Origin of the sequence: Pseudomonas sp. NPDC089408, assembly GCF_044749445.1 — a bacterium.
In the GTDB taxonomy this organism is placed as follows: Bacteria; Pseudomonadota; Gammaproteobacteria; order Pseudomonadales; family Pseudomonadaceae; genus Aquipseudomonas.
The window spans coordinates 359829-383163 of sequence record NZ_JBIVHY010000004.1; the positions used below are offsets into that span (position 1 = coordinate 359829).

Sequence of the window (23335 nt, forward strand, 5' to 3'; positions counted from 1 at the left end):
GATATCACAGGCTTCAAGCACTGTACGGTTCCTGTAGGAGCGGGTTTAGCCGCGAAGAGGCCGGCACAGGCCGACTCAGGCCTTGAACGCCCGCAAGAACACCCCCACCACCTCCCGCACATGCGCCTCGGCCTCATCCCCCTCCAGCGGCCCCGCACAGCCCAGCAACAAGCGGTAATCCGGCGCCCCCTTGACCAGGCAGAAGAAGTGCTCCGCCGCCCGCAGCGGGTTATCGACACGCAGCAACCCGCGCTCATCCGCCCCGCGCAGCAGCGCTTCCATCCCGGCCAGCACACGCTTGGGCCCGGCTTCGTAGAAGTACTCGCCAAAACTCGGGTCCTGGCTGCCCTGCGCCATGATCAGGCGGCTGAGCTTGACCGCTTCGTCGCTGCTGATCAGCGCCTGGAAACCACGGGCGATGGACAGCAGCACCTCTTCCACCGGCGCCCCTTCGGGGTACTCGAACAGCAGGTCGGGCAGCTGTAACTGACAAGTGGCCATGACCGCCGAGCAGAACAGGGTCTGCTTGTCGGTGAAGTGGCTGTACACGGTGAGCTTTGAAACACCTGCCGCCGCAGCGACCGCATCCATGCTGGTGTTGGCGTAGCCAAGGCTTAAGAACAGCGACTTGGCCGCTTCGAGAATCGCCTCGCGCTTGGCCAGGTCCTTGGGCCGGCCCGGGCCGATGGGTGCGTCGTTGGACATTGTGATCTGCATCTGGTTGAAGAGTCGCTCATCTTAACGGGTCAGGCGCCATCCGGCTAAAGTCAGGCTGAATATCTGGCGCCGCAGATGTTCGCCGAAATATTTTCAGCGCCTGCGAGATCGAGCGCCGCCCGCGCGGCGCTTCGCGGCTAAAGCCGCTCCTACGTTTGTTTCGGGCCAGTCCATCCTGTGCCAGGCGCGCGCGACCGCCTTGTTTGCACGACGCGATATCGAGCCATGCGCCAAGGCGTTCGCGCGAAAATCCCACAGGCATAATTGGCCCGAAACAAACGTAGGAGCGGCTTTAGCCGCGAAGCTCCGCGCGGGCGGCGCTCGATTTCATAGGCGCTGAAAATTTTTCGGCGAACATCTACGGCGCTCGACCTCACAGGCGCTGCAAACTTAAAGCCCTACACCCGGGGCACCACACCCCTCAGCCATCTCCCCGCAAAAACCACCCGCCACACCCTTCCCGCCACCGCTCGCCTGACTTAATATACCCGCCAGTACAAATATTCGAAGTGCCCTCCGCGAAAGGATTCATCATGTTGCGCCATGCCTTGTCCATCGCCTTGCCTGCCGCCGCTGCCCTGCTTCTGGCGGCATGCGGCCAGGAAGCCGCCCCGCCTGCCGCGCCACGCCCGGCGCTGGTGGTGCAGCCGCAGCCAGCCGCCGCCGCTGCCGACAGCTACCCCGGTGAAGTGCGCGCGCGCTTCGAGCCGGAACTGGCCTTCCGCATTGGCGGCAAGGTCAGCAAGCGCCTGGTCGAAGAGGGGCAGCGGGTCAAGGCTGACCAAGCGCTGGCCGAGCTGGACCCACAGGACGTGCGCCTGCAACTGGAAGCCAACCGCGCCCAGATGGCAGCTGCCGAGGCCAACCTGTCGCTGGTGCGCGCCGAGCGCGACCGCTACCAGAAGCTGCTGGACCGGCAGATGGTCAGCCACTCCCAGTACGACAATGCCGAAAACCTGTACCGTGCAGGCCTTGCCCGCTTGAAGCAGGCCAAGGCCGAGTTCGACGTGGCCGGCAACCAGGCCGACTATGCCGTGCTGCGCGCACCGCAGGCCGGGGTGATTGCCAAGCGCCAGGTCGAAGTGGGCCAGGTGGTCGCCGCCGGGCAGACCGTGTTCACCCTGGCCGCCGATGGCGAGCGGGAAGTGGCCATCAGCTTGCCGGAGCAGCAGTTCGCCCGCTTCGCCGTAGGCCAGGTAGTGAGTGTGGAGCTGTGGTCCCACCCGCAGGAGCGCTTCCAGGGGCGCATCCGCGAGCTGTCGCCGGCCGCCGACCCGCGTTCGCGCACCTTTGCCGCGCGCATCGCCTTTACCACGGCGGCCACGCCGGCTGAGCTGGGCCAGAGCGCCCGCGTATTCATCGCCCATGATGGGGTGATCCCGCTGGCCGTGCCGCTTTCGGCGATTACTGCGGAGAACGGCCAGGCCTATGTCTGGCGGGTGAACAAGGACAGCCGCCTGGAGCGGGCCGTGGTGCGCCTGGGGGCCTATGGCAGCGAAAGCGTGCCGGTGCTCGAGGGCCTTGCCCCTGGTGACTGGGTAGTTGCCGCTGGCGGCCATGTGCTGCGTGAGGGGCAGCAGGTACGCCCCGTGGACCGTAGCAACCGCGTCGTGAACCTGACGGCTAAGGAGTAAGTCCCGATGGGTTTCAACCTTTCTGCCTGGGCGCTGCGCAACCGCCAGATCGTCCTGTTCCTGATGACTTTGCTGGCGGCCATCGGCGCCATGTCCTACACCAAGCTCGGCCAGAGCGAGGACCCGCCATTCACCTTCAAGGCCATGGTCATTCGTACGCTGTGGCCGGGTGCGACTGCCGAGGAAGTGTCGCGCCAGGTGACCGAGCGCATCGAGAAGAAACTGATGGAAACCGGCGAGTACGAGAAGATCGTCTCGTTCTCCCGCCCCGGCGAATCGCAAGTCACCTTCATGGCCCGCGACTCGTTGCATTCCAAGGATATCCCCGAGCTGTGGTACCAGATCCGCAAGAAGGTCGCGGACATCCGCCACACCTTGCCGCCGGAGATCCAGGGGCCGTTCTTCAACGACGAGTTTGGCACCACCTTCGGCAATATCTATGCGCTGACCGGCGAAGGTTTCGACTATGCCGTGCTGAAGGACTACGCCGACCGTATCCAGATCCAGCTGCAGCGGGTCAAGGACGTGGGCAAGGTCGAGCTGATCGGCCTGCAGGACGAAAAGGTCTGGATCGAGCTGTCCAACCTCAAGCTGGCCACCCTCGGCGTACCGCTGGAAGCGGTGCAGCAGGCCCTGCAGGAGCAGAACGCAGTCAGCACTGCCGGCTTCTTTGAAACCCCCAGCGAGCGCCTGCAACTGCGCGTGAGCGGGCGCTTCGACAGCGTCGAGCAGATTCGCCAGTTCCCCATTCGCGTGGGTGACCGCACCTTCCGTATCGGTGATGTCGCCGAAGTGCACCGGGGCTTCAACGACCCACCCGCACCGCGCATGCGCTTCATGGGCGAAGATGCCATTGGCCTGGCGGTGTCGATGAAGGATGGCGGCGATATCCTGGTGCTGGGCAAGGCCCTGGAAGGCGAGTTCGACCGGCTGGCGCACAACCTGCCGGCCGGCATGGAGTTGCGCAAGGTCTCGGACCAGCCGGCGGCGGTCAAGGCCGGTGTGGGCGAGTTTGTCCAAGTACTGGTCGAGGCGCTGGTCATCGTGTTGCTGGTGAGCTTCTTCTCCCTGGGGCTGCGCACTGGCCTGGTGGTGGCGCTGGCTATCCCGCTGGTGCTGGCCATGACTTTTGCTGCCATGCACTACTTTGGCATCGGCCTGCACAAGATCTCCCTTGGTGCACTGGTACTGGCCCTGGGCCTGCTGGTGGACGACGCGATCATTGCGGTGGAGATGATGGCGATCAAGATGGAACAGGGCTACGACCGCCTAAAGGCGGCCAGTTATGCCTGGACCAGCACGGCCTTCCCGATGCTCACCGGCACCCTGATCACCGCAGCAGGTTTTCTGCCGATTGCCACTGCAGCCTCCAGTACCGGCGAATACACCCGCTCGATCTTCCAGGTGGTAACCATCGCCTTGCTGACTTCTTGGGTAGCGGCCGTGGTGTTCGTGCCTTACCTGGGCGAGCGCCTGTTGCCAGACTTGGCCAAGCTGCATGCTGCCCGCCATGGCAAGGACGGCCATGCACCCGACCCGTATGCCACGCCGTTCTACCAGCGCGTACGGCGGGTGGTGGAGTGGTGCGTGCGGCGGCGCAAGACGGTGATCCTGCTGACCATTGCCGCGTTTGTCGGCAGCATCCTGTTGTTCCGCTTCGTGCCCCAGCAGTTCTTCCCGGCCTCCGGTCGCCCGGAGCTGATGGTCGACCTGAAGCTGGCCGAAGGCGCCTCGTTGGCCAATACCGCCGAGCGGGTCAAGCAGCTGGAAGCGCTGCTCAAGCAGCAGGACGGCATCGACAACTACGTGGCCTACGTGGGCACCGGTTCGCCCCGTTTCTACCTGCCGCTGGACCAGCAACTGCCGGCGGCCAGTTTTGCCCAGTTCGTGGTGCTGGCCAAGTCGATGGAAGACCGTGAGCGCCTGCGTAGCTGGCTGATCGACACTGTCGACCAGCAGTTCCCCGACCTGCGCGCCCGTGTTACCCGCCTGGAAAACGGCCCGCCCGTGGGTTACCCGGTGCAGTTCCGGGTCACCGGCGAGCACATCGAAAAGGCCCGCGCCTTGGCCCGCGAAGTGGCCGACAAGGTGCGCGAGAACCCGCATGTGGTGAACGTGCACCTGGACTGGGAGGAGCCGAGCAAGGCGGTGTTCCTTGAGATCGACCAGGACCGTGCGCGGGCGCTGGGCGTGAGTACCGCGCACTTGTCGAGCTTCCTGCAAAGCTCGCTGATCGGCACCACCGTCAGCCAGTACCGCGAGGACAACGAGCTGATCGAGATCCTGCTGCGTGGTACCCAGCAGGAGCGCAGCGAGTTGGGCAACCTCGGCAGCCTGGCGTTGCCGACCGACAACGGCCAGAGCGTGGCGCTGTCGCAGGTGGCGACCCTGGAGTACGGCTTTGAGGAAGGCATCATCTGGCACCGCAACCGCTTGCCGACGGTGACCGTGCGCGCCGATATCTACGACAAGGAGCAGCCGGCGACGCTGGTGAAGCAAATCGAGCCGACCCTGCAAGATATCCGCGCCAAGCTGCCCGATGGCTACCTGCTGGAAGTGGGTGGCACGGTGGAGGATTCTGAGCGCGGGCAGAAGTCGGTGAATGCCGGCATGCCGCTGTTCATCGTGGTAGTGCTGAGCTTGCTGATGATTCAGCTGCGCAGCTTCTCGCGCACGGTAATGGTGTTCCTCACCGCACCGCTGGGGCTGATTGGCGTGACCCTGTTCCTGCTGGTGTTCCGCCAGCCGTTTGGCTTTGTCGCCATGCTGGGCACCATTGCCCTGGCGGGGATGATCATGCGCAACTCGGTGATTCTGGTGGACCAGATCGAGCAGGACATCGCTGCGGGGATGGAGCGTTGGCAGGCGATCATCGAGGCCACGGTGCGGCGCTTCCGGCCGATCGTGCTGACCGCGCTGGCGGCGGTGCTGGCCATGATCCCGTTGTCGCGCAGCGTGTTCTACGGGCCGATGGCGGTGGCGATCATGGGTGGGTTGATCGTGGCCACGGCACTGACCTTGTTGTTCCTGCCGGCGTTGTATGCGGCGTGGTTCAGGGTGAAGAAGGGCTGAACACCGCAGGGGAGGGCTTCGCCCTCCTATCGCGACACAAGGCCGCTCCTACAGGCGATCGCACCTCCATGAGGGATTGCGTTCCGGTGTAGGAGCGGCCTTGTGTCGCGAAAGGGCTGCGCATCAGCCCCCAGGGCCATCACAGGGCGCCAAAGACCTTCTTGGCCAGGCTGGTAGCCGCAGCCGCCGGGTTCTGGCGAATGCTCTGCTCCTGCTTGCCGATCATCTCGAACAGGCCATCCAGCGCCTTCTCGGTCACATAGTTCTCGATATTAGCGTCATCCTTGACCAGCCCCAGGCCTTTGGCCTGGGCGGCGAAGGCATTGTACTGCTGGGCCACGCCAACCTTGTCGGTGGCCTGCTTGACGATTGGCAGGAACTTGGCGCGGATCTGCTCGCGGCTGCTCTTGTTCAGGTACTGGGTAGCCGACTCGTCACCGCCGCTGAGGATGCCCTTGGCATCGGTCACGCTCATGTTCTTCACGGCATCCACCAGAATCGCCTGGGCCTGCGGCACGGCAGCTTCCGCCGCCTTGTTCATGCTGGTTTCCAGGGCTTCGACCTGTTCACCCTTGCCGAACATTTTCATTGCCTTGGCGGCCTTGCCCAGGTTGCCCGGCAGTTCGATGCGCACGTCCGGGTTGTTGCTGAAGCCACCTGGGCTGCTCAGCTGCTTGACGGCCAGCTGCGCCCCTTGGGTCAGGGCATCTTTCAGGCCGCCGGTGGCGTCTTTCTGGCTGAGGTCGCCCAGCGACAGGGCCAGGGCACTGGCCGACAGCAGCAGGCCGGCGCACAGGGTGGTGAAGCGCAGGGAGGTGCGGATCATGAAGCTTTCCTTGTAAACAGGTGAATACGGGTATCAGCGAACCTGGTCGACCTTGACGCGTACGGGCTGCGGGTCGCTGCCGTCAAGCATGACGCCGTGATGTTCAGTGTTGATGAACAGCAGCTTGCCCGCCAGTTCGATGCGCGCACTTACCGCGTAACGGTGGCCAGGCTTGACCTGGGCTGGGTCGTAGGTGAGGTGGAACGGCAACGGCACGTTGCCTTTGACCGGGCCGGCCTGGCGCGCCAGGGTTACGGCCGGGGCGTCCATCAGCGACACGTCCTGCAGCTCCACGCTGAGGGTGGCGGCAGGTGGCAGGGCTATGCGCTGCAGGTAGAAGACTTCGCCATCCAGGCTGGCCTGGTTGGACGGGGTTTGGCTGGAACAGGCTGCGAGCAGGGATGCGCAACACAGCATTACGAGCTTTTTCATGGAATCTCCGAAGTCCTTGGCGTTGGCTTGTGGCCAACCCCAAGGACTGTAACGGATTTCTGCTGGTGGGTCCCCGGTGAAGATGCGCCTGGAGCGGCCTGAGCGTTTGAAGTGAGGTGATATTCAGCTGCGGCGGGGCGGCCGCAAGGTAATGGCATCCTGCTCGGCGAGGTCTGCCAGGGTCAAGTCGCGCAGCGTCTTCCCGGCATACGGGGTCATGGTCTGCGGGTCGTAGTAGGCCACACGCAGCTGCAATTGGTCGTCCTCATGAACGGCATTGCCATCCAGGTAGGTGGTCAGCGCCAAGGTACCTTGCGTCGGCCACAACACGGTGCCGCCAATGTAGCTAGAGGTGCTGTTGATACGGCCGTCTTCCTGGGTTTTGTAAACGCCGAGGGTCAGCAGCGCCTGCGGCTGAAGAAAGGCTTCGGGAATCTCCAGGGTGTGCTTCAGCTCGATGATGGCAGCAGGCTCTGTCGGTTCACCCTGGCCGCCAGGCTGAGCGGAGGGACCAGGAATGGCCAGGTCCATAGAAACGCTCGAGCCAGGGCGCTCGACGTCAAGTGGCATGGATAAGGTATAGCCGCTTTGCTCGTCATTGACGCGAACGCCATAGCTAGCCATCAGCGTGGGTTCGGCGCCTTCCGGAAGGCTGTTGCAGTCCAGCAGCAGACTGAAGGGCATCTGGCTGGCAAATGTCTGGCAACCCCAGGCCGCCATGATGACCCTGTCTTCACCCGTGCCAATTACCACGCGTACGCCGATGTGAGGGGCGCCTTCAGCTGCTGCAATACACGATGGCACCGTGACGGTTCCACAAATTTCAATCTGGTTTTCAAGTGACATTTGATTCTCCTCGGCTCAAGTGCGGGTACAGGTGAATGCGGTGTGCAATCACCTGTACCCGCACTCTAGGCTCCCCACATAGGAGAAATCAGAGGGAAAGCCCCCTCAAGCCCATCGTGCCTAGCCCTGCACGACGTCCGCTGGCTCATCGCGATGAAGCGCCACCTGGCGGATCGACAGGCGCAGCTCAGCCGACAGCACACGTTTGGCCACGCCCTCGGCCAACTCGCCAAGCCTTTCGTGATACCCCAGCTTGCCGTGCGCGTCGGCCTGCACCACGCCTTGCTCGAGCAAGGTCTGGATAAAGTGGCGGAACAACGTTTTGTCGAAGAACTCCGGTGCATTCAGGCCATGCAGGATCGACAGGCGCTGGGCCATCATCACGCACAGGTCTTCCAGCTCTTCGGCGCTCAGGCTGTTTTGCCCGCTGTTGAGCAGCAGCGAGGTGGCCATGTAGAAACGCTGCAGGGTCTGGGTGATAGTGCGGGCGAGCAGGGTCAGCAACACGAACTGCCGCGAGCTGGGCGCCGGGCGCACGTACACGTCGTTGTCCTGGCGCAGCAGGCCCTGTTCGACCAGCGCGGCCAGCCATTGGTCAATGACGTCGTCCAGCTGCGCTGGTGTCCAGCGCAGGAACAGTTCGGCCTGCAGGTACGGGTACAGCGCGTGCACATACTGGCCCAGCAGTTCACGGCTCATCCGCGAGCTGCTGAGGAAGAAACTGGCCAGCAGCGCCGGCAGGGCAAAGATGTGCAGCACGTTGTTGCGGTAGTAGGTCATCAGTACCGCGTTGCCTTCATCCAGGTACAGGATGCGGCCCAGGGCGTCCTTCTGCTCGGCGACCAGGTTCATGCTGCGTACATGCGCGATCAGCGCTGCACCGTCCCCGTCGGGCAGGGTGGTGTGCGGCGAGTAGGGCACCTGGCGCAGCAGCGCCAGGTACAGGTCGAGCACGCGGGTCAGGGCGCGTTCGTCCAGGGCCAGGCGGCTGGTGGACAGCAGCGCCAGGGCCACCAGGTTGACCGGGTTGATTGCCGCCGCTTCATTGAGGTGACGGGCCACGGTCTCGCCCAGGTGGGTGGTGGTCGCGTTGAGCCAGTCCGGGCGGTACTGCGGGCCGTGGTCCTGTTCACGCCAGCCGGGCTGCTGCTGGTCGAGGAAACCGGCCAGGCGGATCGGTTCGCCGAAGTTGACATAGACTTGGCCAAAGCGCTGCTTGAGCGCGCCGAACACCTTGAAGATGTCGAACACCGACTCCTTCTTCTTGCTGGCACCGCGCAGCTCGCCCAGGTAGGTGCGGCCTTCGAGCACGCGCTCGTAGCCGATGTACACCGGCACGAACACGATCGGCGTGCGTGACGAGCGCAGGAAGCTGCGCAGGGTGATGGCCAGCATCCCGGTGCGCGGTTGCAGCATGCGCCCGGTGCGCGAGCGGCCGCCTTCGACGAAGTACTCGACCGGGAACCCTTTGGTGTACAGGGTGTGCAGGTACTCGTTGAACACAGCGGTGTACAGCGGGTTGCCTTTGAACGTGCGGCGCATGAAGAACGCGCCGCCACGGCGCAACAGGTTGCCCACCACCGGCATGTTGAGGTTGATGCCCGCTGCCACGTGCGGCGGGGTGAGGCCATTGCGGAACAGCAGGTATGACAGCAGCAGGTAGTCGATGTGGCTGCGGTGGCACGGCACGTAGATCACTTCGTGGCCGGGCGCGATGCTCTGCACCTGTTCAATGTGGTTGACCTTGATGCCGTCGTAGATCTTGTTCCAGAACCAGCTCAGTACCACTTCAAGAAAGCGGATGGCGGTGTAGGTGTAGTCCGAGGCGATCTCGTTGCCGTAGCGCAGGGCCTGGGCTTCGGCCTTGGCCAGCGGCAGGTTTTCGCGCTGCGCCTCGTCGACGATGGCCTGGCGTACCAGCGGGGCGTGAACCAGGCCTTTGACCAGGTTGCGCCGGTGCGAGATGTCCGGGCCGATGACGGCGGTCTTGAGGTTGCGAAAATGCACGCGCATCAGGCGCTGGGCCATGCGTACGGTGCGCTCGTGGCCCTTGTTGTGTTGCACCAGGTCGCGCAGGTGAATCGGCGCGGAGAACTGCACCCGGGTCTTGCGCCCCAGGATCAGCACGGTCAGCAGCCGGCGCAGGCGCCCGGTCACCGCCCAGCTGTCGGCGAACAGCAGTTTCCACGGGCTGGATTCGCTGGCCGGGGTCTGGCCCCAGAACACGCTGACCGGAATGATCTGCGCATCTTCCTCGGCATGCTGGCTGATGGCAGCCACCAGGCGCTCAAGTGTGGGCGGGGCACCGCGCTTGTCCTGGCGGCCGAGCCAGTCCGGGTCGGGGGTCAGGTAGAAGAACGCGGCGGGCTCTTGCAGTGGCCCGACCGCGACCGGCAGCACCGGGCGCGGCAGCCCCGCCTTGGTGCACTCGTGGTCGAGTACGGCCAGGTCGGTGAGCGCCGGTGACGGCAGGGCATAGAACACTGGCCGGCTGCGGTCCAGGTTCAATGACATGGAAGACTGGTTGATGGTCTCGGAGCGCACCCACAGGTACAACAGGCGACGCAGGGCGCCGAAAATCAGGCGGCGCAGGGGGGAACGGGTCATGGGGTGTGTGCCCTGGGTGTGATGTTCAGGTGAGTATCCAGCTATTTAGTCTGCCGTATGTGCGTAAGTTCAGCAAAAAACGGCCAACAGCGGGACCGTCATCAATTTTTTTTGTTCTGTGTCATATACTCGGCCTGCCACTTGCAGGATATTTCGGCAAGCGGCGTTGGTACGGGGCAGGTGACCCCTGCCTACAAGGCGATTTTCACAATAAAAATCCGGAGTAGTTCAGATGTCGTCTCGTGAGACTGGGAATGTAAAGTGGTTCAACGATGCCAAGGGTTATGGCTTCATTCAGCGCGAAGGTGGTGCGGATGTGTTCGTCCACTATCGGGCGATTCGCGGTGAGGGGCATCGTACCCTGGTCGAAGGGCAGCGGGTGGAATACGCCTGCGTGCAGGGCCAGAAAGGCCTGCAAGCCGAAGACGTAGTGGGCCTCTGAGCCTTAAGCTATAAGCTTCAAGCTGCAAGTGACCGTGTACTTGCAGCCTGATGCGTTCCCTCTTGGAGCTTGCAGCTCAAGAAGTACGCCAGGTAATTTCCTCTTCACCGTCTGCACTGATGCGGACCCAGCGGTCGGCATCTTCTTCCCCGTCTTCTTCCACCCAGCCACCCGGCGCGCAGCGCACTTCCACGCCCAGTGCGGCGAATGCGGCGCGGGCGCAGGCGACGTCATCGGCCCATGGCGTCTGGTCGCTTTCCAGGTACAGGCTGTTCCATTTCCCTACAGCCTTCGGTAACCAAGTGACCGGAATGTTACCGGCTTGGCATTTGAAGGTATGGCCTTTCTGCTGCCATTCGCTGCACGGGCCGACGGCCTGAGCGAGCCACTCGGCAATCTGCTTGTGGTCGACGTCGGCGTCCTTCAGGTAAATCTCGATATCAGGTTGGCGCATAAGGGCTCCGGTTGTGCTCAGTCTTGGCGCACGAAATAGTCATAACGCATGGAAACCGTAACCTCGAACGGCTTGGGCTGGTCGATCACCCGCGCACGTTTTTCGGCGCTGGCGCGCCAGCCGTGCGGGGTCATGGCCAGCAGGTCGGCGCGGACCTTGGGCGCGGCAAGGCTCAGGCGGAACTCGAGGGTTTCGCTGTGGGCATGGGCCATGCCTTCAGGCACCAGGGCCAGGTGCTTGTCGTCAGCATAAGGGCGTACTTCATCGTAGAGCACTTCGCGCAGCTCCATCAGGTGGCCGCTGGTCGGGCCAACGCGCATCAGGCCACCGCCGGGGCTGAGCAGGCGCTTGGCCTCGGCCCAGTCCAGCGGGCTGAACACGCTGGCGATGAACTGGCAACTGGCGTCGGCCAGTGGCACGCGGGCCATGCTGGCAACCATCCAGGTCACTTCCGGCGCACGGCGGCAGGCACGCTTGACCGCCTCACGGGAGATATCCAGGGCGTAACCGTCGGCGGCGGGCAGGGCCTGGGCAAGCTGCGCGGTGTAGTACCCCTCGCCGCAGCCGATGTCCAGCCAGGCACCGGGCTGGCGCTCGGCGGCCAGCTCGGCCAGGCGGCGGGCGACGGGGGCGTAGTGGCCACCGTCGAGGAAATCACGGCGCGCCTCGACCATGGCCTGGTTGTCACCCGGGTCGCGACTGTTCTTGTGCTGCACTGGCAGCAGGTTCAGGTAACCCTGGCGGGCGCGGTCGAAGCGGTGGCCTGCGGGGCAGGTCACACCGTTGTCGAGCCGGCTCAGCGGCGCCTGGCAAAGGGGGCAGGCGAGCATCAGGCGAGCAACCGGACCAGGGTCTGGTAGTAGATTTCGGTCAGCAGGTCGAGGTCGCTGGCCAGGATCCGCTCGTCGACCTGGTGAATGGTGGCGTTGACCGGGCCGAGCTCGACCACCTGGGTGCCCATGGTGGCGATAAAGCGGCCATCGGAGGTGCCGCCGCTGGTGGAGGGCTGGGTATCACGGCCGGTGACGCCCTTGATGCTGGCCGCTACCGCATCGAGCAGTTCGCCCGGCTCGGTGAGGAATGGCAGGCCAGACAGTGCCCAGTCGACCGACCAGTCTAGCCCGTGCTTGTCGAGAATCGCCGCCACCCGTGCCTGCAGGCCTTCGACGGTGGACTCGGTGGAGAAGCGGAAGTTGAACAGCGCGCTCAGCTCGCCCGGGACCACGTTGGTGGCGCCGGTGCCAGCGTTGAGGTTGGAGAACTGGAAGCTGGTCGGCGGGAAGAACGCATTGCCTTCGTCCCAGTGCTCGGCGGCCAGTTCGGCCAGGGCCGGGGCGGCCAGGTGGATCGGGTTGCGCGCCAGGTGCGGGTAGGCCACGTGGCCCTGCTTGCCGCGCACAGTCAGCTTGGCGCCCAGCGAACCGCGGCGACCATTCTTGACCACGTCGCCCAGCAGGGTGGTGCTGGACGGTTCGCCGACGATGCACCAGTCCAGGCGCTCGTTGCGCGCTTGCAGGCGCTCGACCACGGCCTTGGTGCCGTGGTGTGCCGGGCCTTCCTCGTCGCTGGTGATCAGGAAGGCGACCTTGCCGCGGTGGTTCGGGTAATCGTGCACGAAGCGCTCGCTGGCGACCACCATGGACGCCAGGCTGCCTTTCATGTCGGCGGCGCCACGGCCGCAGAGCATGCCCTCGGCGTCGATCAGCGCCTCGAACGGCTCATGCTGCCATTGCTGCACCGGGCCGGTGGGCACCACGTCGGTGTGGCCAGCGAAGCACAGCACCGGGCCGTCCTGGTTACCGTGAGTCGCCCAGAAGTTGTCGACGTCTTCAATGCGCATCGGCTCCAGCCGGAAGCCCACGGCGCCCAGGCGGTTCATCATCTGCGCCTGGCAGTCGGCATCGACGGGGGTGACCGAGGGGCGGCGGATCAGGTCGCAGGCCAGTTGAAGGGTAGGCGAGAGCTCGGCAGGGGCCGTCATGGGGGACTCCGGGGCAAGGCAAGGCGGGGGAAAAACTGAGGGGCGTTATCTTATATCAAACTGAAGGGCCATTGGGGCCGCTTTGCGGCCCTATCGCGACACAAGGCCGCTCCTACAGATACTGCACCGGCCTCCAGGGCAGCAGTGATCCTGTAGGAGCGGCCTTGTGTCGCGAAAGGGGCGCAAAGCGCCCCCAAAATCTTAAGCCTGCTGCGCTTCGGCAGCCTTTTCCGTGGGCTTGGGCAACGATGACAGAAGCGCCATCACCAGCGCCGCCACATAAGGCAACGACTGCACCAGCAACATCGCCACCCAGAAGCGCATGTCCGAGCTCGGCAACCCCTGCACCAAGTAGATGCCGAGCGCAGCACCCCACAGCAGCAACATGATGAACAGCTCTTCCCGTGCTTCGGAAATCGCCACCAGCAAGCCATGGCTGTCGGCATGCTTGGGTGTGCGGATGAACGGCATGCTGCTGGTGAAGAAGCCATACAGCACCGCCTTGGCGATGGTATGCGACAGCGCAAGCCCGGCCAGCGCCGCCGCGAAGGCATCCTTCAGGTTCACCCCCACCGCACGCCGGTAGAGGAAGACGATCTTGCCGACCTTGAAGAAGAACAGTGCCAGCGGCGGGATGGCAAAGATCATCAGCGGCGGATCGACCCGATGCGGCACGATGATCATCGCCGCCGACCACAGCAGTGCGCCAATCGTGAAGAAGATGTTCATGCCATCGGCGATCCACGGCAGCCAGCCGGCCAGGAAGTGGTAACGCTGGCCACGGGTCAGCTCGCTGCCCTTGCCGCGCAACAGGGCGCTGGCGTGGTGCTTGATGATCTGGATGGCGCCATAGGCCCAGCGGAAGCGCTGCTTCTTGAAGTCGATGAAGGTGTCGGGCATCAGGCCCTTGCCGTAGCTGTTGTGGGCGTAGGCGGCCGACAGGCCCTTCTCGAACACGCGCAGGCCCAGCTCGGCGTCTTCGCAGATGCACCATTCGGCCCAGCCCAGCTCCTGCAGCACGCTGCGCCGGGTCATGGTCATGGTGCCGTGCTGGATGATCGCGTCACGGTCGTTGCGGGTGACCATGCCAATGTGGAAAAAGCCCTTGTACTCGCTGTAGCACAGCTTCTTGAAGGCGCTTTCGTGCTGGTCGCGGTAGTCCTGCGGCGACTGTACCACGGCAATTTTCGGGTCGGCGAAGTGCGGCACCATGTGCTTGAGCCAGTTGCGGTCGACGCAGTAGTCCGAGTCGATGACCGCGATCACTTCGGCGTCCTTGGCGGTATGCGGGAGCAGGTAGTTCAGTGCTCCGCCCTTGAAGCCGGCCAGGGGCGCGACGTGGAAGAACTTGAAGCGTTCGCCAAGCTTCTCGCAGTGGGCCTTGAGCGGTTCCCACACAGCGGGGTCCTTGGTGTTGTTGTCGATCACCAGCACTTCGTAATCGGGGTAGTCCAGCGCGGCCAGGGCATCGAGGGTCTGCTTCACCATCTCCGGCGGCTCGTTGTAGCACGGCACATGCACCGATACCTTGGGCCGGTAGGCGCTGTCGGCCTGCACCGGCAGGAACTCGCGGCGGCGCTTGTGTATCCACACCGCCTCGGCCAGCTCATGCGCTTCAGTGAGCAGCACGATGAACACGCCCAGCGCGCCCAGCGCCAGCAGCACGCCCACGGTCAGGCTGAACCAGGTGCTGTATTGCTGGCTGTAGTCGTAGGCGATCCACACCAGTACCGACCCGCACAGGAAGGTGATGAAGGTCAGGAATGTTCGGCCACGCTGGCGCAAGGCCGAGCCGTCGATGAACAGCACCATCAAGGCGATCATTGCCAGCACCACCGAGGCCACCGCCAGGGCACGCCACTGCGGGATCGCCACTACTGGCCCTTCGAAGTTGAATTTTTGCTGGCGCTCGGCGTTGTACACGCCCCAGTAGGCGCCTACCGAACCTTCGTCGCTGGCCTTCCAGGGCTGGTCATAGGCTTCGATGACGAAGTAGTTGTAACCGCGACGGTTGAGGGTGTTGACCAGGGTGCGCAGGTAGATGGCCTGATCGGCCTGGGTTGCGTCGGCGCCCCCGCGCATGCGGCCATTGCTCGGCCAGCCGACTTCCGACAGCAGCAGCGGCTTGCGCGGGAACTGGTGCCTCAGCTCGCGCGCCCGGTCGAGCACGAATTCGACCGAGTCCTTCATCGGCACGAACTCCCAGTAGGGCAGGATGTGCGCGGCAATCAGGTCGACGTGTTTGGCAATCTCGGGGTTTTCCTTCCAGATGTGCCATTGTTCACTGGTGGTCACCGGGACCTTGACCGCTGCGCGCACCCGGTCCAGGTACTTGATGAGGTTTTCCGGGGTGACTTCCTTGCGGAACAGCGCCTCGTTGCCGACCACCACCCGCACTACGCTGCGCGACGTGTTGGCCAGCTGGATGGCGGTGGCGATCTCGCGTTCGTTGCGCTCCAGGTCCGGGCTGATCCAGATCCCCAGCGTCACCCGCAGGCCAAGTTCTTCGGCCAGCCGCGGAATGTCGGCCTGCGTGCCCTCCACGGTGTAGATGCGGATGTTGTCGGTCAGCTTGCTCATCTGCTCGAGATCCTGGCGCATCTCGTCGTCATTGGGGTATTGCCCTTTTTGCGGGCTTTCCCCCAGGCGGAAAGGCGAATACGAGAAGCCAGAGATCTGTTCCGGCCAGGCAGGTGCGGATACCGGGCGGTTGATCAACGCCCAGAAGCCGGTGAACAACGCGGCGATGGCCAGGACCACGACCAGGTTCAGGCCGAATTTACGTGAAGACATTGTCGTCCATTTGTGTCGAAGTGATAGGACATTAAAGCAGGGTTGGCCGTGTCTTTCCTAACGGTGCAGGCCGTGGGCCCGCTGGCATATAATGCGCGCCGGTTTTTTGGGGTATGAACATGAGCACAGAAGATCCACGCTTCGCCGGCGTCGCCCGGCTGTACGGTGACCAAGGCCTACAACGCCTGGGCCAGGCCCATGTGGCCGTGGTCGGGATTGGCGGGGTAGGCTCGTGGGTGGCCGAAGCGCTGGCCCGCAGCGGCGTGGGCGAGATCACCCTGTTCGACCTGGATGATGTCTGTGTCAGCAACACCAATCGCCAGGCGCATGCTTTGGAAGGCCAGGTGGGCCGGCCCAAGGTCGAGGTCATGGCCGAGCGATTGCGGGCGATCAACCCGGCGTGCGTGGTGCATGCGGTGGCCGACTTCGTCACGCGCGAAACCATGGCCGAGTGCATCACCGAAAACCTCGATTGTGTGGTCGACTGCATCGACAGCGTCATGGCCAAGGCGGCGCTGATTGCCTGGTGCCGGCGGCGCAAGATCGCCATCGTCACCACCGGTGGCGCCGGCGGGCAGATCGACCCGACGCAGATCCAGATCGCCGACCTGAACAAGACCTTCAACGACCCCTTGGCCTCGCGGGTGCGTTCCACCCTGCGCCGCGACTACAACTTCTCGCGCAATGTCAGCCGCAACTATGGCGTGCCGTGTGTGTTTTCCAGCGAACAGCTGCGTTACCCCAAGGGCGATGGCAGCGTGTGCCTGCAGAAGAGCTTCGTTGGTGAGGGTGTGCGCCTGGACTGCTCGGGGGGCTTTGGCGCGGTGATGATGGTGACCGCGACTTTTGGCATGGTAGCGGCGAGCAAGGCGATAGAAAAACTGGTGGCCGGTGCGCGCAGGCCATCGGAGCGGGTCAAGCCCGAGTAAATCTTACGGGATTACTCGGTCGCTGTAGGAGCGGCCTTGTGTCGCGAAAGGGCCGCAAAGCGGCCCCGGCAATGTTCGCGGCTAAGCTGAAATTGTGGGGGGCGCTGCGCGCCCCATCGCGACACAAGGCCGCTCCTATAGGTACAGCGCCAGCCTAAGCGTTGCGCGGTCTCTGTAGGAGCGGGTTCACCCGCGAAGATGCCAGCACCGATCTAGCGGTTGGCCGCCAACTCCGCCATCCGCTGCAACACCGCATGCAGCCCATTGCTGCGCGACGGCGACAGCTGTCGCTCCAGCCCCAACTGGCCGAACCACTCCCGCAGATCAAGCCCGGCCAGCTCTGCACTGGCCAACCCCTGAACCCGCACCAGCAGCAACGCCAGCAGCCCACGCAACAAGCGGGCATCGCTACTGGCCTTGAACCGCCATACCCCGTCGACCTGGCCGGCCACCAGCCACACCAGGCTCTCGCAGCCATGCACCCGGTTGGCCTCGGTTTTTTCGGCGTCAGTCAGCGGCTCAAGCCGGTCGCCCCACTGCATCAGCAGCCGCGCCCGCTGTTCCCAGCCTTTGCCCTGTTCAAAAGCCTCCAGCGCCTGAAGCGCCTGTTCCGGCAGGTTCATCGCAACAACTCCAGGCCTTGGTCCAGCGCGTCGAAGAAGCGCTGCAAGTCGTCGCTGTCGTTGTACAAGCCCAACGACACGCGGATCGCACCTTCCAGGCCCAGCCCCTTCAACAGCGGCATGGCGCAGTGATGCCCGGCACGCACGGCAATGCCCTGCTCGGTGAGCAAGTGGGCGATATCGGCGTTGTGCACGCCCTCGATGACGAAGCTGGCCAGGGCTGTTTGCGGCGCACCCAGCACCCGCACGCCCTCGCGGTCGGCCAGGCCGCGCAGCAGGTGTTGGTGCAGGCTGGCTTCATGGGCTTCGACCGCCACGGCGTCGAGGCTGGCCAGGTAGTCCAAGGTTGCGCCCAGGCCGATCACCCCGGCAATCGGTGGCGTACCCGCTTCGAAACCCAATGGGGCAGGGCGCAAGCTTGCGCTGTGGTAGTCGGCCAGTTGCACCATCTCGCCGCCGAACTGCCAGTGGCGCAGCAGCGCCAGTGCCTGGCTGCGCCCGTAGAGCACGCCGACGCCGTCCGGGCCATACAGCTTGTGGCTGGAAAACACATAGAAATCGCAGCCCAGTTGCTGCACGTCATGGCGGCCATGCACCACGCCCTGGGCACCGTCGACCACGGTCACTGCACCTTGCGCACGGGCGTGAGCCAGCAGGGCGGGCAACGGCTGCCAGGTGCCCAATACGTTGGACAACTGGCTGACCGCGAGTACGCGGGTGCGCGGGCCGATCAGTTGCAGGGCCTGGTCCAGGTCGAGACGGCCGTGAATGTCCAGCGGCAACACCACCAGGCGCAGGTTGCGCCGAAGCGCGAGCTGTTGCCAGGGCAGCAGGTTGGCATGGTGCTCCAGGGCGCTGATGGCAATCTCGTCACCGGCTTCGAAGCGGTGCTCCAGGCCATAGGCCAGCAGGTTCAGTGCCGAAGTGGCGCCATGGGTGAACACGACCTGCCGTGCGTCGGCGGCATTGAGCCAGGCGGCGACCTTGTCGCGGCTGGCTTCGAAGGCCTGGGTCGCCAGTGCGCCGGGCAGGTGCTGGGCACGGTGCACGTTGGCCGCACCATGGCTGTAGTAATGGCTCAGGGCATCCAGCAGGGCTTGCGGCTTCTGGGTGGTGGCGGCGCTGTCCAGATAGGTCTGGTGCTGCCGTTGCAGGGCGGCGATGGCGGGGAAATCGGCACGCCAGGGGGAGGGCTGGAACATGTTCGCGGGGCCTGGAATGAAAATCGGGTCTGGCGCGTTGGCGCCAGACCCGATCTTAACACCTCAAACCCGGTAAGGTTCTCAGTTGTGCGCGTGCAGGGCTTCGTTCAGCTCGATGGCCGACTTGTGGGTCTTGCACTCCACCGCGCCGTTCAGCGAGTTGCGGCGGAACAGCAGGTCGGTCTGGCCGGCCAGGTCACGGGCCTTGACCACTTTAACCAGCTCGTTGTTCTCGTCCAGCAGGTTCACCTTGGTGCCAGCGGTGATGTACAGGCCGGCTTCGACGGTGTTGCGGTCACCCAGCGGGATGCCGATACCGGCGTTGGCGCCGATCAGGCAGCCTTCGCCAACCTTGATGACGATGTTGCCGCCACCGGACAGGGTGCCCATGGTCGAGCAGCCGCCGCCCAGGTCCGAGCCCTTGCCGACGAATACGCCAGCAGAAACGCGGCCTTCGATCATGCCCGGGCCTTCGGTGCCAGCGTTAAAGTTGACGAAGCCTTCGTGCATGATGGTGGTGCCTTCGCCGATGTAGGCGCCCAGGCGCACACGGGCGGTGTCGGCGATACGCACGCCGGCCGGGACCACGTAGTCGGTCATTTTCGGGAACTTGTCCACCGAGAACACTTCCAGCAGCTCGCCCTTCAGGCGCGCTTCCAGTTGCAGTTCGGCCAGCTCGCCCAGGTCGACTGCGCCCTGGTTGGTCCAGGCCACGTTCGGCAGCAGCGGGAAGATGCCGGCCAGGCTCACGCCGTGCGGCTTGACCAGGCGGTGCGACAGCAGGTGCAGCTTGAGGTAAGCCTCGGGGGTCGAGCTCAGCGCGGCGTCTTCGGCCAGCAGGGTGGCGACCAGCGGCTTGTGGCTTTCGGCCAGACGGGTCAGCAGGGCGGCCTGGGCAGCGTCGACGCCTTTCAGGGCTTCGGCCAGTTGTGCGGCCTGGGCATTGCTGAAGGCGATGGCCTGGTTGCCACCTTCGTAACCGAGAACAGGGGCTACAGCGGCAACCAGTTCGGCGCTCGGGTTGAGCAGGGGTTGTGCGTAGAACACTTCCAGCCAGGCGCCCTGGCGGTTCTGGGAGCCGACACCGAAGGCCAGGCTGAACAGGGTATTGGACATGTGATTACCTCGTGCGAAATAGGGTAGGGGCTTCAGGCCAGGGCAGCGGCGTACAGGTCGGGCTTGAAGCCGACCAGGGTACGCGCGCCAAGGTCGAGCACCGGGCGCTTGATCATCGACGGCTGGGCCAGCATCAACTCGACAGCCTTGGCCTGGTCGAGGTCTGCCTTGCTGGCGTCGTCCAGCTTGCGGAAGGTGGTGCCGGCACGGTTGAGGATGACTTCCCAGCCGTGTTCGTCGCACCAGCGGTTCAGGCTGTCACGGTCGATGCCTTGGGTTTTGTAATCGTGGAATTCGTAGGCGATGGCCTGGTCTTCGAGCCAGGTACGTGCCTTTTTCATGGTGTCGCAGGCTTTGATGCCGTAGAGCGTGTAGGTCATTGTGTGCATTGGGGATCACAGGTTGCCCCAATCTCTCCGTTTTCCGATGTCAGTCGCGGGATTATGCGGGAACGATCCCCGCGGCGCCACGCCTGTGGCGCCCCTGTTTATTGATCAAGGTGCGTTCAGGCGACCAGGCGCTGGACCGACCCGATGATCTCATCACCGTGTTGCTGTTCGGCGGTGCGCAGATCGAAGGCAGTCTGAAGGTTGAGCCAGAATTCGGGGGTGGTGTCCAGGCAGATGGACAAGCGCAGTGCCATGTCGGCGGAAACACCGCCCCGTTCGCGCAGGATGTTGTTGACGGTTGGCGTGGCTACGCCAAGCGCTCTGGCCAATGCTGCGGCGCTGAAACCCATTTCTTTCTGGAAGTCCTCACGCAGGACCTCGCCGGGATGGATTGGACGCATAGCGTTCTTGAGCATGATGCACCTGGGGGCTGAATGCTTAACGTTATTGGTTAACGGTGATTGTACGACTGGATCCTGACAACTCAAGTCCTGATCCGGTGCGTTCATGGGGCGCCTGGGAGTGTTGTGCGACGGCCCTGTAGCGACAAACGGACAGTAGCCAATATTGTTAAGTGTGTGCAACTTGCGTATGGTTTCTCCATGGAAGCCATTTTCTTCGAGACATCCTTCTTCACCGCTACCGTGTCGGACTACCTGAGCGATGACGAGTACAAAGCGCTACAGCAGGAACTGCTGATGAACCCTGAGTGCGGCGATGTGATGCCTCGTACCGGTGGCTTCAGGAAGCTTCGCTGGGGAGACAGGCGCCGTGGCAAAGGAAAGCGTGGCGGCCTGCGAGTGATCTATTACTGGTTGTCCAGCGATGGGCAAATGTGGATGTTTGCGATTTACGACAAGGATGAACTTGAGAATCTCACCTGCGATCAGGAGAGGGCTTTGAAACAGGCCATCACTGTGGAAGTCGAAGCGCGAAAAGCGAAGCGATCGGTCAAGCAGAGGGGTAAATGAATGAACAAGCGTGATGTGTTTGCCGAGATGATGAGCGGCATCGATGAGATGAAAGCGCAGCGCGAGGGGAAAATCACCCTGCGACAGCATCATGTAAAGGCATTGGATGCACCTAAGGTGACCTCGCAGGAGATTGTCGCCATACGTGAAGGTCTGCGTATGTCACAGGAGGTATTTGCCAGATGCATCAGAACGAAAGCAGCAACGCTCCGGAACTGGGAGCAAGATAAAGCCAGTCCGAACCCTCAGGCGGCAATGTTGCTCAAACTGGTAGAAAAATACCCGGATATGCTGGAGCGGCTCGAAGCCGTGTGAAGATGTGGATTAACCCAGACCCGCTTCGGCGGGTCTTGTTTTTTCCACTGGAGACGCATCGTGTTACACATTCGTGGTTTCCTTGCGACTATCGTGCAGCGGCCCCAACTCGTCGATCGCCGCTAACATATTGTTTCAATGGCGATGTTTCGCCCTGTTGTCGTTTCTGGTTCACAAAGGAAGCCTTACCGGATGCAGTCCGCCTACACCGTCCTCATCCTGCTGACGCTGGTCAGCGTGTCGAAGCTGGTCGGCCGCATGATTCCGCTGCCCTTGCCGCTGGTGCAGATTGCGGCTGGCGCCTTGCTGGCGTGGCCGACGCTGGGCCTGCATGTGGCCCTGGACCCTGAGCTGTTCCTGTTCCTGTTCCTGCCACCGTTGCTGTTTGCCGACGGCTGGCGCATTCCCAAGCGCGAGCTGTGGCGCATACGCGGGCCGGTGGTGGCGCTGGCCGTGGGCTTGGTGTTGTTTACCGTGGTCGGCGCCGGCTACTTCATCCACTGGCTGATGCCGAGCATCCCGCTGCCAGTGGCCTTTGCCCTGGCCGCAGTGCTGTCGCCGACCGACGCTGTGGCCGTTTCGGCGATTACCCAGGACCGCCTGCCCACCCCGCTGATGCACATGCTGCAGGGCGAGGCGCTGATGAACGACGCGTCGGGCCTGGTGACCTTCAAGTTTGCCCTGGCGGCAGCGATCACCGGGGTGTTCTCGCTGGCCGACGCCAGTTTCAGCTTCGTTCTGGTTGCTCTGGGCGGGCTGGCGGTGGGGGTGGCGCTGAGCTGGCTGATCGGCCGCCTGCGCGCATGGATGATCGCCCGCGGCTGGGATGACCCGGCCACCCATGTGGTGTTCATGCTGCTATTGCCGTTTGCCGCCTATGTGCTGGCCGAGCGCCTTGGCGTGTCGGGCATTCTCTCGGCGGTAGCGGCGGGCATGATGCAAAGCTGGCTCGACCTGCTGCCACGCCAGACCAGCACCCGCCTGCTCAACCGCAGCGTGTGGTCGTTGCTGGAATTCGCCTTCAACGGGCTGATCTTTCTGCTACTGGGCCTGCAGCTGCCAGACATCATCAAGGCGGTGGTCAGCCACGAAGCGACCGTGTGGCCCACCCTGGCCTACCGCTGCCTGGATGTCGTGGCGATCTTTGCGGCGCTGATCCTGCTGCGGTTCATCTGGGTACAGAGCATCTGGCGCTCGATCGGTGTGGTGCGGCGCTGGCGCGGCAAGCCGGCGCTGGTGTTGATGCCTACTGCGCGCTCCTGCTGGCTGCTGACCCTGGGCGGGGTGCGCGGTGCAGTGACCCTGGCCGGTGTGATGTCGGTGCCGCTGCTGATGGGCGCGGGCAAGGCCTTCCCGGAGCGGGACTTGCTGATCTTCATTGCTGCCGGGGTAATTCTGCTGTCGTTGGTCAGTGCCTGTATCGCCTTGCCGCTGCTGCTGCGAGGGGTAACCAAGAGCCCGGATGAACGCTTGCAACAGGAAGTGCAGGAAGCCTGGCGGCGCACGGCGGAGGCGGCGATCCATGCCCTGGAGGCAGAGGAGGTGATCGACAGCAATGCCCCGCAGGATGCCGCGCAGGCGACCCTGGCGACCGAGCTGAAGGCACGGTTGATGGCGGAATACCGGGATGAGCTGGACAGCTATAACGACAGTGCCGAGGCCAAGGCCCTGGCGGAGCAGATGGATTTGCTGGAACGGCGTTTGCGACTGCGGGCGCTGAGGGCGCAGCGGCTGGAGCTGTATAACCTGCATCGCCAGCATGAAGTGGGCGATGAGGTGGTGCGGCAGGTGCTGGGTGAGCTGGATATGAGCGAGGCGAACCTGGGGGCAGTCAAATAGATCGCTGGGGGCTGCTTTGCAGCCCCTGTGGGAGCGGGTTCACCCGCGAAACAGGCGACGCGGTGTATGGCACCGGCTGCGCCGGTGTTCGCGGGTGAACCCGCTCCCACAGGTACTGCGCAGGATTCAAGGGCGCGCGGCCTCTGT

21 protein-coding genes are annotated in these 23335 nt (G+C 63.8%); 7 read left to right on the forward strand and 14 right to left on the reverse strand.

What is annotated here, in order from left to right:
• Window positions 1-75: 75 nt before the first annotated feature.
• Entirely contained in the window at window positions 76-717 is a 642-nt protein-coding gene (locus ACIP02_RS09805) for a TetR/AcrR family transcriptional regulator (protein ID WP_400615660.1), read from the reverse strand.
• 533 nt (window positions 718-1250) lie between these two features.
• Between ACIP02_RS09805 and ACIP02_RS09810 the strand changes: the two genes are divergently transcribed.
• Entirely contained in the window at window positions 1251-2351 is a 1101-nt protein-coding gene (locus ACIP02_RS09810; RefSeq protein WP_400615663.1) for an efflux RND transporter periplasmic adaptor subunit, read from the forward strand.
• Between the two features lie 6 nt (window positions 2352-2357).
• Window positions 2358-5423, forward strand: a complete 3066-nt coding sequence (locus ACIP02_RS09815; protein ID WP_400615666.1) for an efflux RND transporter permease subunit — start codon at window positions 2358-2360, stop codon at window positions 5421-5423.
• A 139-nt stretch (window positions 5424-5562) separates the two neighbouring features.
• Here the strand turns inward: ACIP02_RS09815 and ACIP02_RS09820 are convergent, their stop codons facing one another.
• The 4 genes from ACIP02_RS09820 to plsB all read right to left on the reverse strand — a co-directional run bounded on the left by ACIP02_RS09820 (window position 5563) and on the right by plsB (window position 10134).
• Window positions 5563-6249 carry a DUF4197 domain-containing protein gene (locus ACIP02_RS09820; RefSeq protein WP_400615669.1) on the reverse strand — a complete coding sequence of 229 codons (687 nt, stop codon included), beginning with the start codon at window positions 6247-6249 and terminating at the stop codon, window positions 5563-5565.
• A gap of 33 nt (window positions 6250-6282) precedes the next feature.
• Entirely contained in the window at window positions 6283-6681 is a 399-nt protein-coding gene (locus ACIP02_RS09825) for a YbaY family lipoprotein (protein ID WP_400615671.1), read from the reverse strand.
• Between the two features lie 123 nt (window positions 6682-6804).
• On the reverse strand, window positions 6805-7527 hold the full coding sequence (locus ACIP02_RS09830) for a hypothetical protein (RefSeq protein WP_400615673.1): 723 nt from the start codon (window positions 7525-7527) through the stop codon (window positions 6805-6807).
• Window positions 7528-7647: 120 nt separating this feature from the next.
• Entirely contained in the window at window positions 7648-10134 is a 2487-nt protein-coding gene (gene plsB / locus ACIP02_RS09835; protein ID WP_400615675.1) for a glycerol-3-phosphate 1-O-acyltransferase PlsB, read from the reverse strand.
• A 232-nt stretch (window positions 10135-10366) separates the two neighbouring features.
• Between plsB and ACIP02_RS09840 the strand changes: the two genes are divergently transcribed.
• Window positions 10367-10576 carry a cold-shock protein gene (locus tag ACIP02_RS09840; protein WP_003252255.1) on the forward strand — a complete coding sequence of 70 codons (210 nt, stop codon included), beginning with the start codon at window positions 10367-10369 and terminating at the stop codon, window positions 10574-10576.
• Between the two features lie 76 nt (window positions 10577-10652).
• On the opposite strand, the gene ACIP02_RS09845 is transcribed toward ACIP02_RS09840, so the two are convergent.
• The 4 genes from ACIP02_RS09845 to ACIP02_RS09860 all read right to left on the reverse strand — a co-directional run bounded on the left by ACIP02_RS09845 (window position 10653) and on the right by ACIP02_RS09860 (window position 15804).
• Entirely contained in the window at window positions 10653-11030 is a 378-nt protein-coding gene (locus ACIP02_RS09845; RefSeq protein WP_201203110.1) for a hypothetical protein, read from the reverse strand.
• Between the two features lie 17 nt (window positions 11031-11047).
• The gene (locus ACIP02_RS09850; protein WP_400615679.1) at window positions 11048-11860 is read right to left on the reverse strand and encodes a putative RNA methyltransferase; all 813 of its coding nucleotides are present in this window, start codon (window positions 11858-11860) and stop codon (window positions 11048-11050) included.
• The gene (gene dapE, locus ACIP02_RS09855; RefSeq protein ID WP_400615683.1) at window positions 11860-13011 is read right to left on the reverse strand and encodes a succinyl-diaminopimelate desuccinylase; all 1152 of its coding nucleotides are present in this window, start codon (window positions 13009-13011) and stop codon (window positions 11860-11862) included. Before dapE ends, ACIP02_RS09850 begins: the two co-directional genes overlap by 1 nt.
• Before the next feature lie 201 nt (window positions 13012-13212).
• A complete protein-coding gene (locus ACIP02_RS09860) occupies window positions 13213-15804 on the reverse strand; it encodes a glycosyltransferase (protein ID WP_400615686.1) in 2592 nt (863 codons plus the stop codon).
• Between the two features lie 119 nt (window positions 15805-15923).
• On the opposite strand from ACIP02_RS09860, the gene tcdA reads away from it, so the two are divergent.
• Complete coding sequence (tcdA, locus tag ACIP02_RS09865) at window positions 15924-16733, forward strand: tRNA cyclic N6-threonylcarbamoyladenosine(37) synthase TcdA (protein WP_400615688.1); 810 nt, start codon at window positions 15924-15926, stop codon at window positions 16731-16733.
• 212 nt (window positions 16734-16945) lie between these two features.
• On the opposite strand, the gene ACIP02_RS09870 is transcribed toward tcdA, so the two are convergent.
• The 5 genes from ACIP02_RS09870 to graA form a co-directional block, all read right to left on the reverse strand.
• Window positions 16946-17356: a SufE family protein gene (locus ACIP02_RS09870; protein ID WP_400615691.1), complete on the reverse strand. Its 411-nt coding sequence runs from the start codon at window positions 17354-17356 to the stop codon at window positions 16946-16948.
• Complete coding sequence (locus ACIP02_RS09875) at window positions 17353-18558, reverse strand: cysteine desulfurase (protein ID WP_400615693.1); 1206 nt, start codon at window positions 18556-18558, stop codon at window positions 17353-17355. Before ACIP02_RS09875 ends, ACIP02_RS09870 begins: the two co-directional genes overlap by 4 nt.
• An 81-nt stretch (window positions 18559-18639) precedes the next feature.
• Window positions 18640-19674, reverse strand: a complete 1035-nt coding sequence (dapD, locus tag ACIP02_RS09880) for a 2,3,4,5-tetrahydropyridine-2,6-dicarboxylate N-succinyltransferase (RefSeq protein ID WP_004574732.1) — start codon at window positions 19672-19674, stop codon at window positions 18640-18642.
• A 32-nt stretch (window positions 19675-19706) separates the two neighbouring features.
• On the reverse strand, window positions 19707-20054 hold the full coding sequence (locus ACIP02_RS09885; protein WP_075043977.1) for an ArsC family reductase: 348 nt from the start codon (window positions 20052-20054) through the stop codon (window positions 19707-19709).
• Between the two features lie 125 nt (window positions 20055-20179).
• Window positions 20180-20479 (reverse strand): type II toxin-antitoxin system antitoxin GraA, encoded by a 300-nt coding sequence (gene graA, locus ACIP02_RS09890; RefSeq protein WP_400615697.1) that lies wholly within the window; start codon window positions 20477-20479, stop codon window positions 20180-20182.
• 186 nt (window positions 20480-20665) lie between these two features.
• On the opposite strand from graA, the gene ACIP02_RS09895 reads away from it, so the two are divergent.
• From ACIP02_RS09895 to ACIP02_RS09905, 3 genes are all read left to right on the forward strand, one after another.
• Entirely contained in the window at window positions 20666-21034 is a 369-nt protein-coding gene (locus ACIP02_RS09895; RefSeq protein ID WP_400615699.1) for a toxin, read from the forward strand.
• Entirely contained in the window at window positions 21035-21349 is a 315-nt protein-coding gene (locus ACIP02_RS09900) for a helix-turn-helix domain-containing protein (protein ID WP_400615701.1), read from the forward strand.
• A 192-nt stretch (window positions 21350-21541) separates the two neighbouring features.
• Window positions 21542-23188 (forward strand): Na+/H+ antiporter, encoded by a 1647-nt coding sequence (locus ACIP02_RS09905; protein ID WP_400615703.1) that lies wholly within the window; start codon window positions 21542-21544, stop codon window positions 23186-23188.
• Window positions 23189-23335 lie beyond the last annotated feature (147 nt).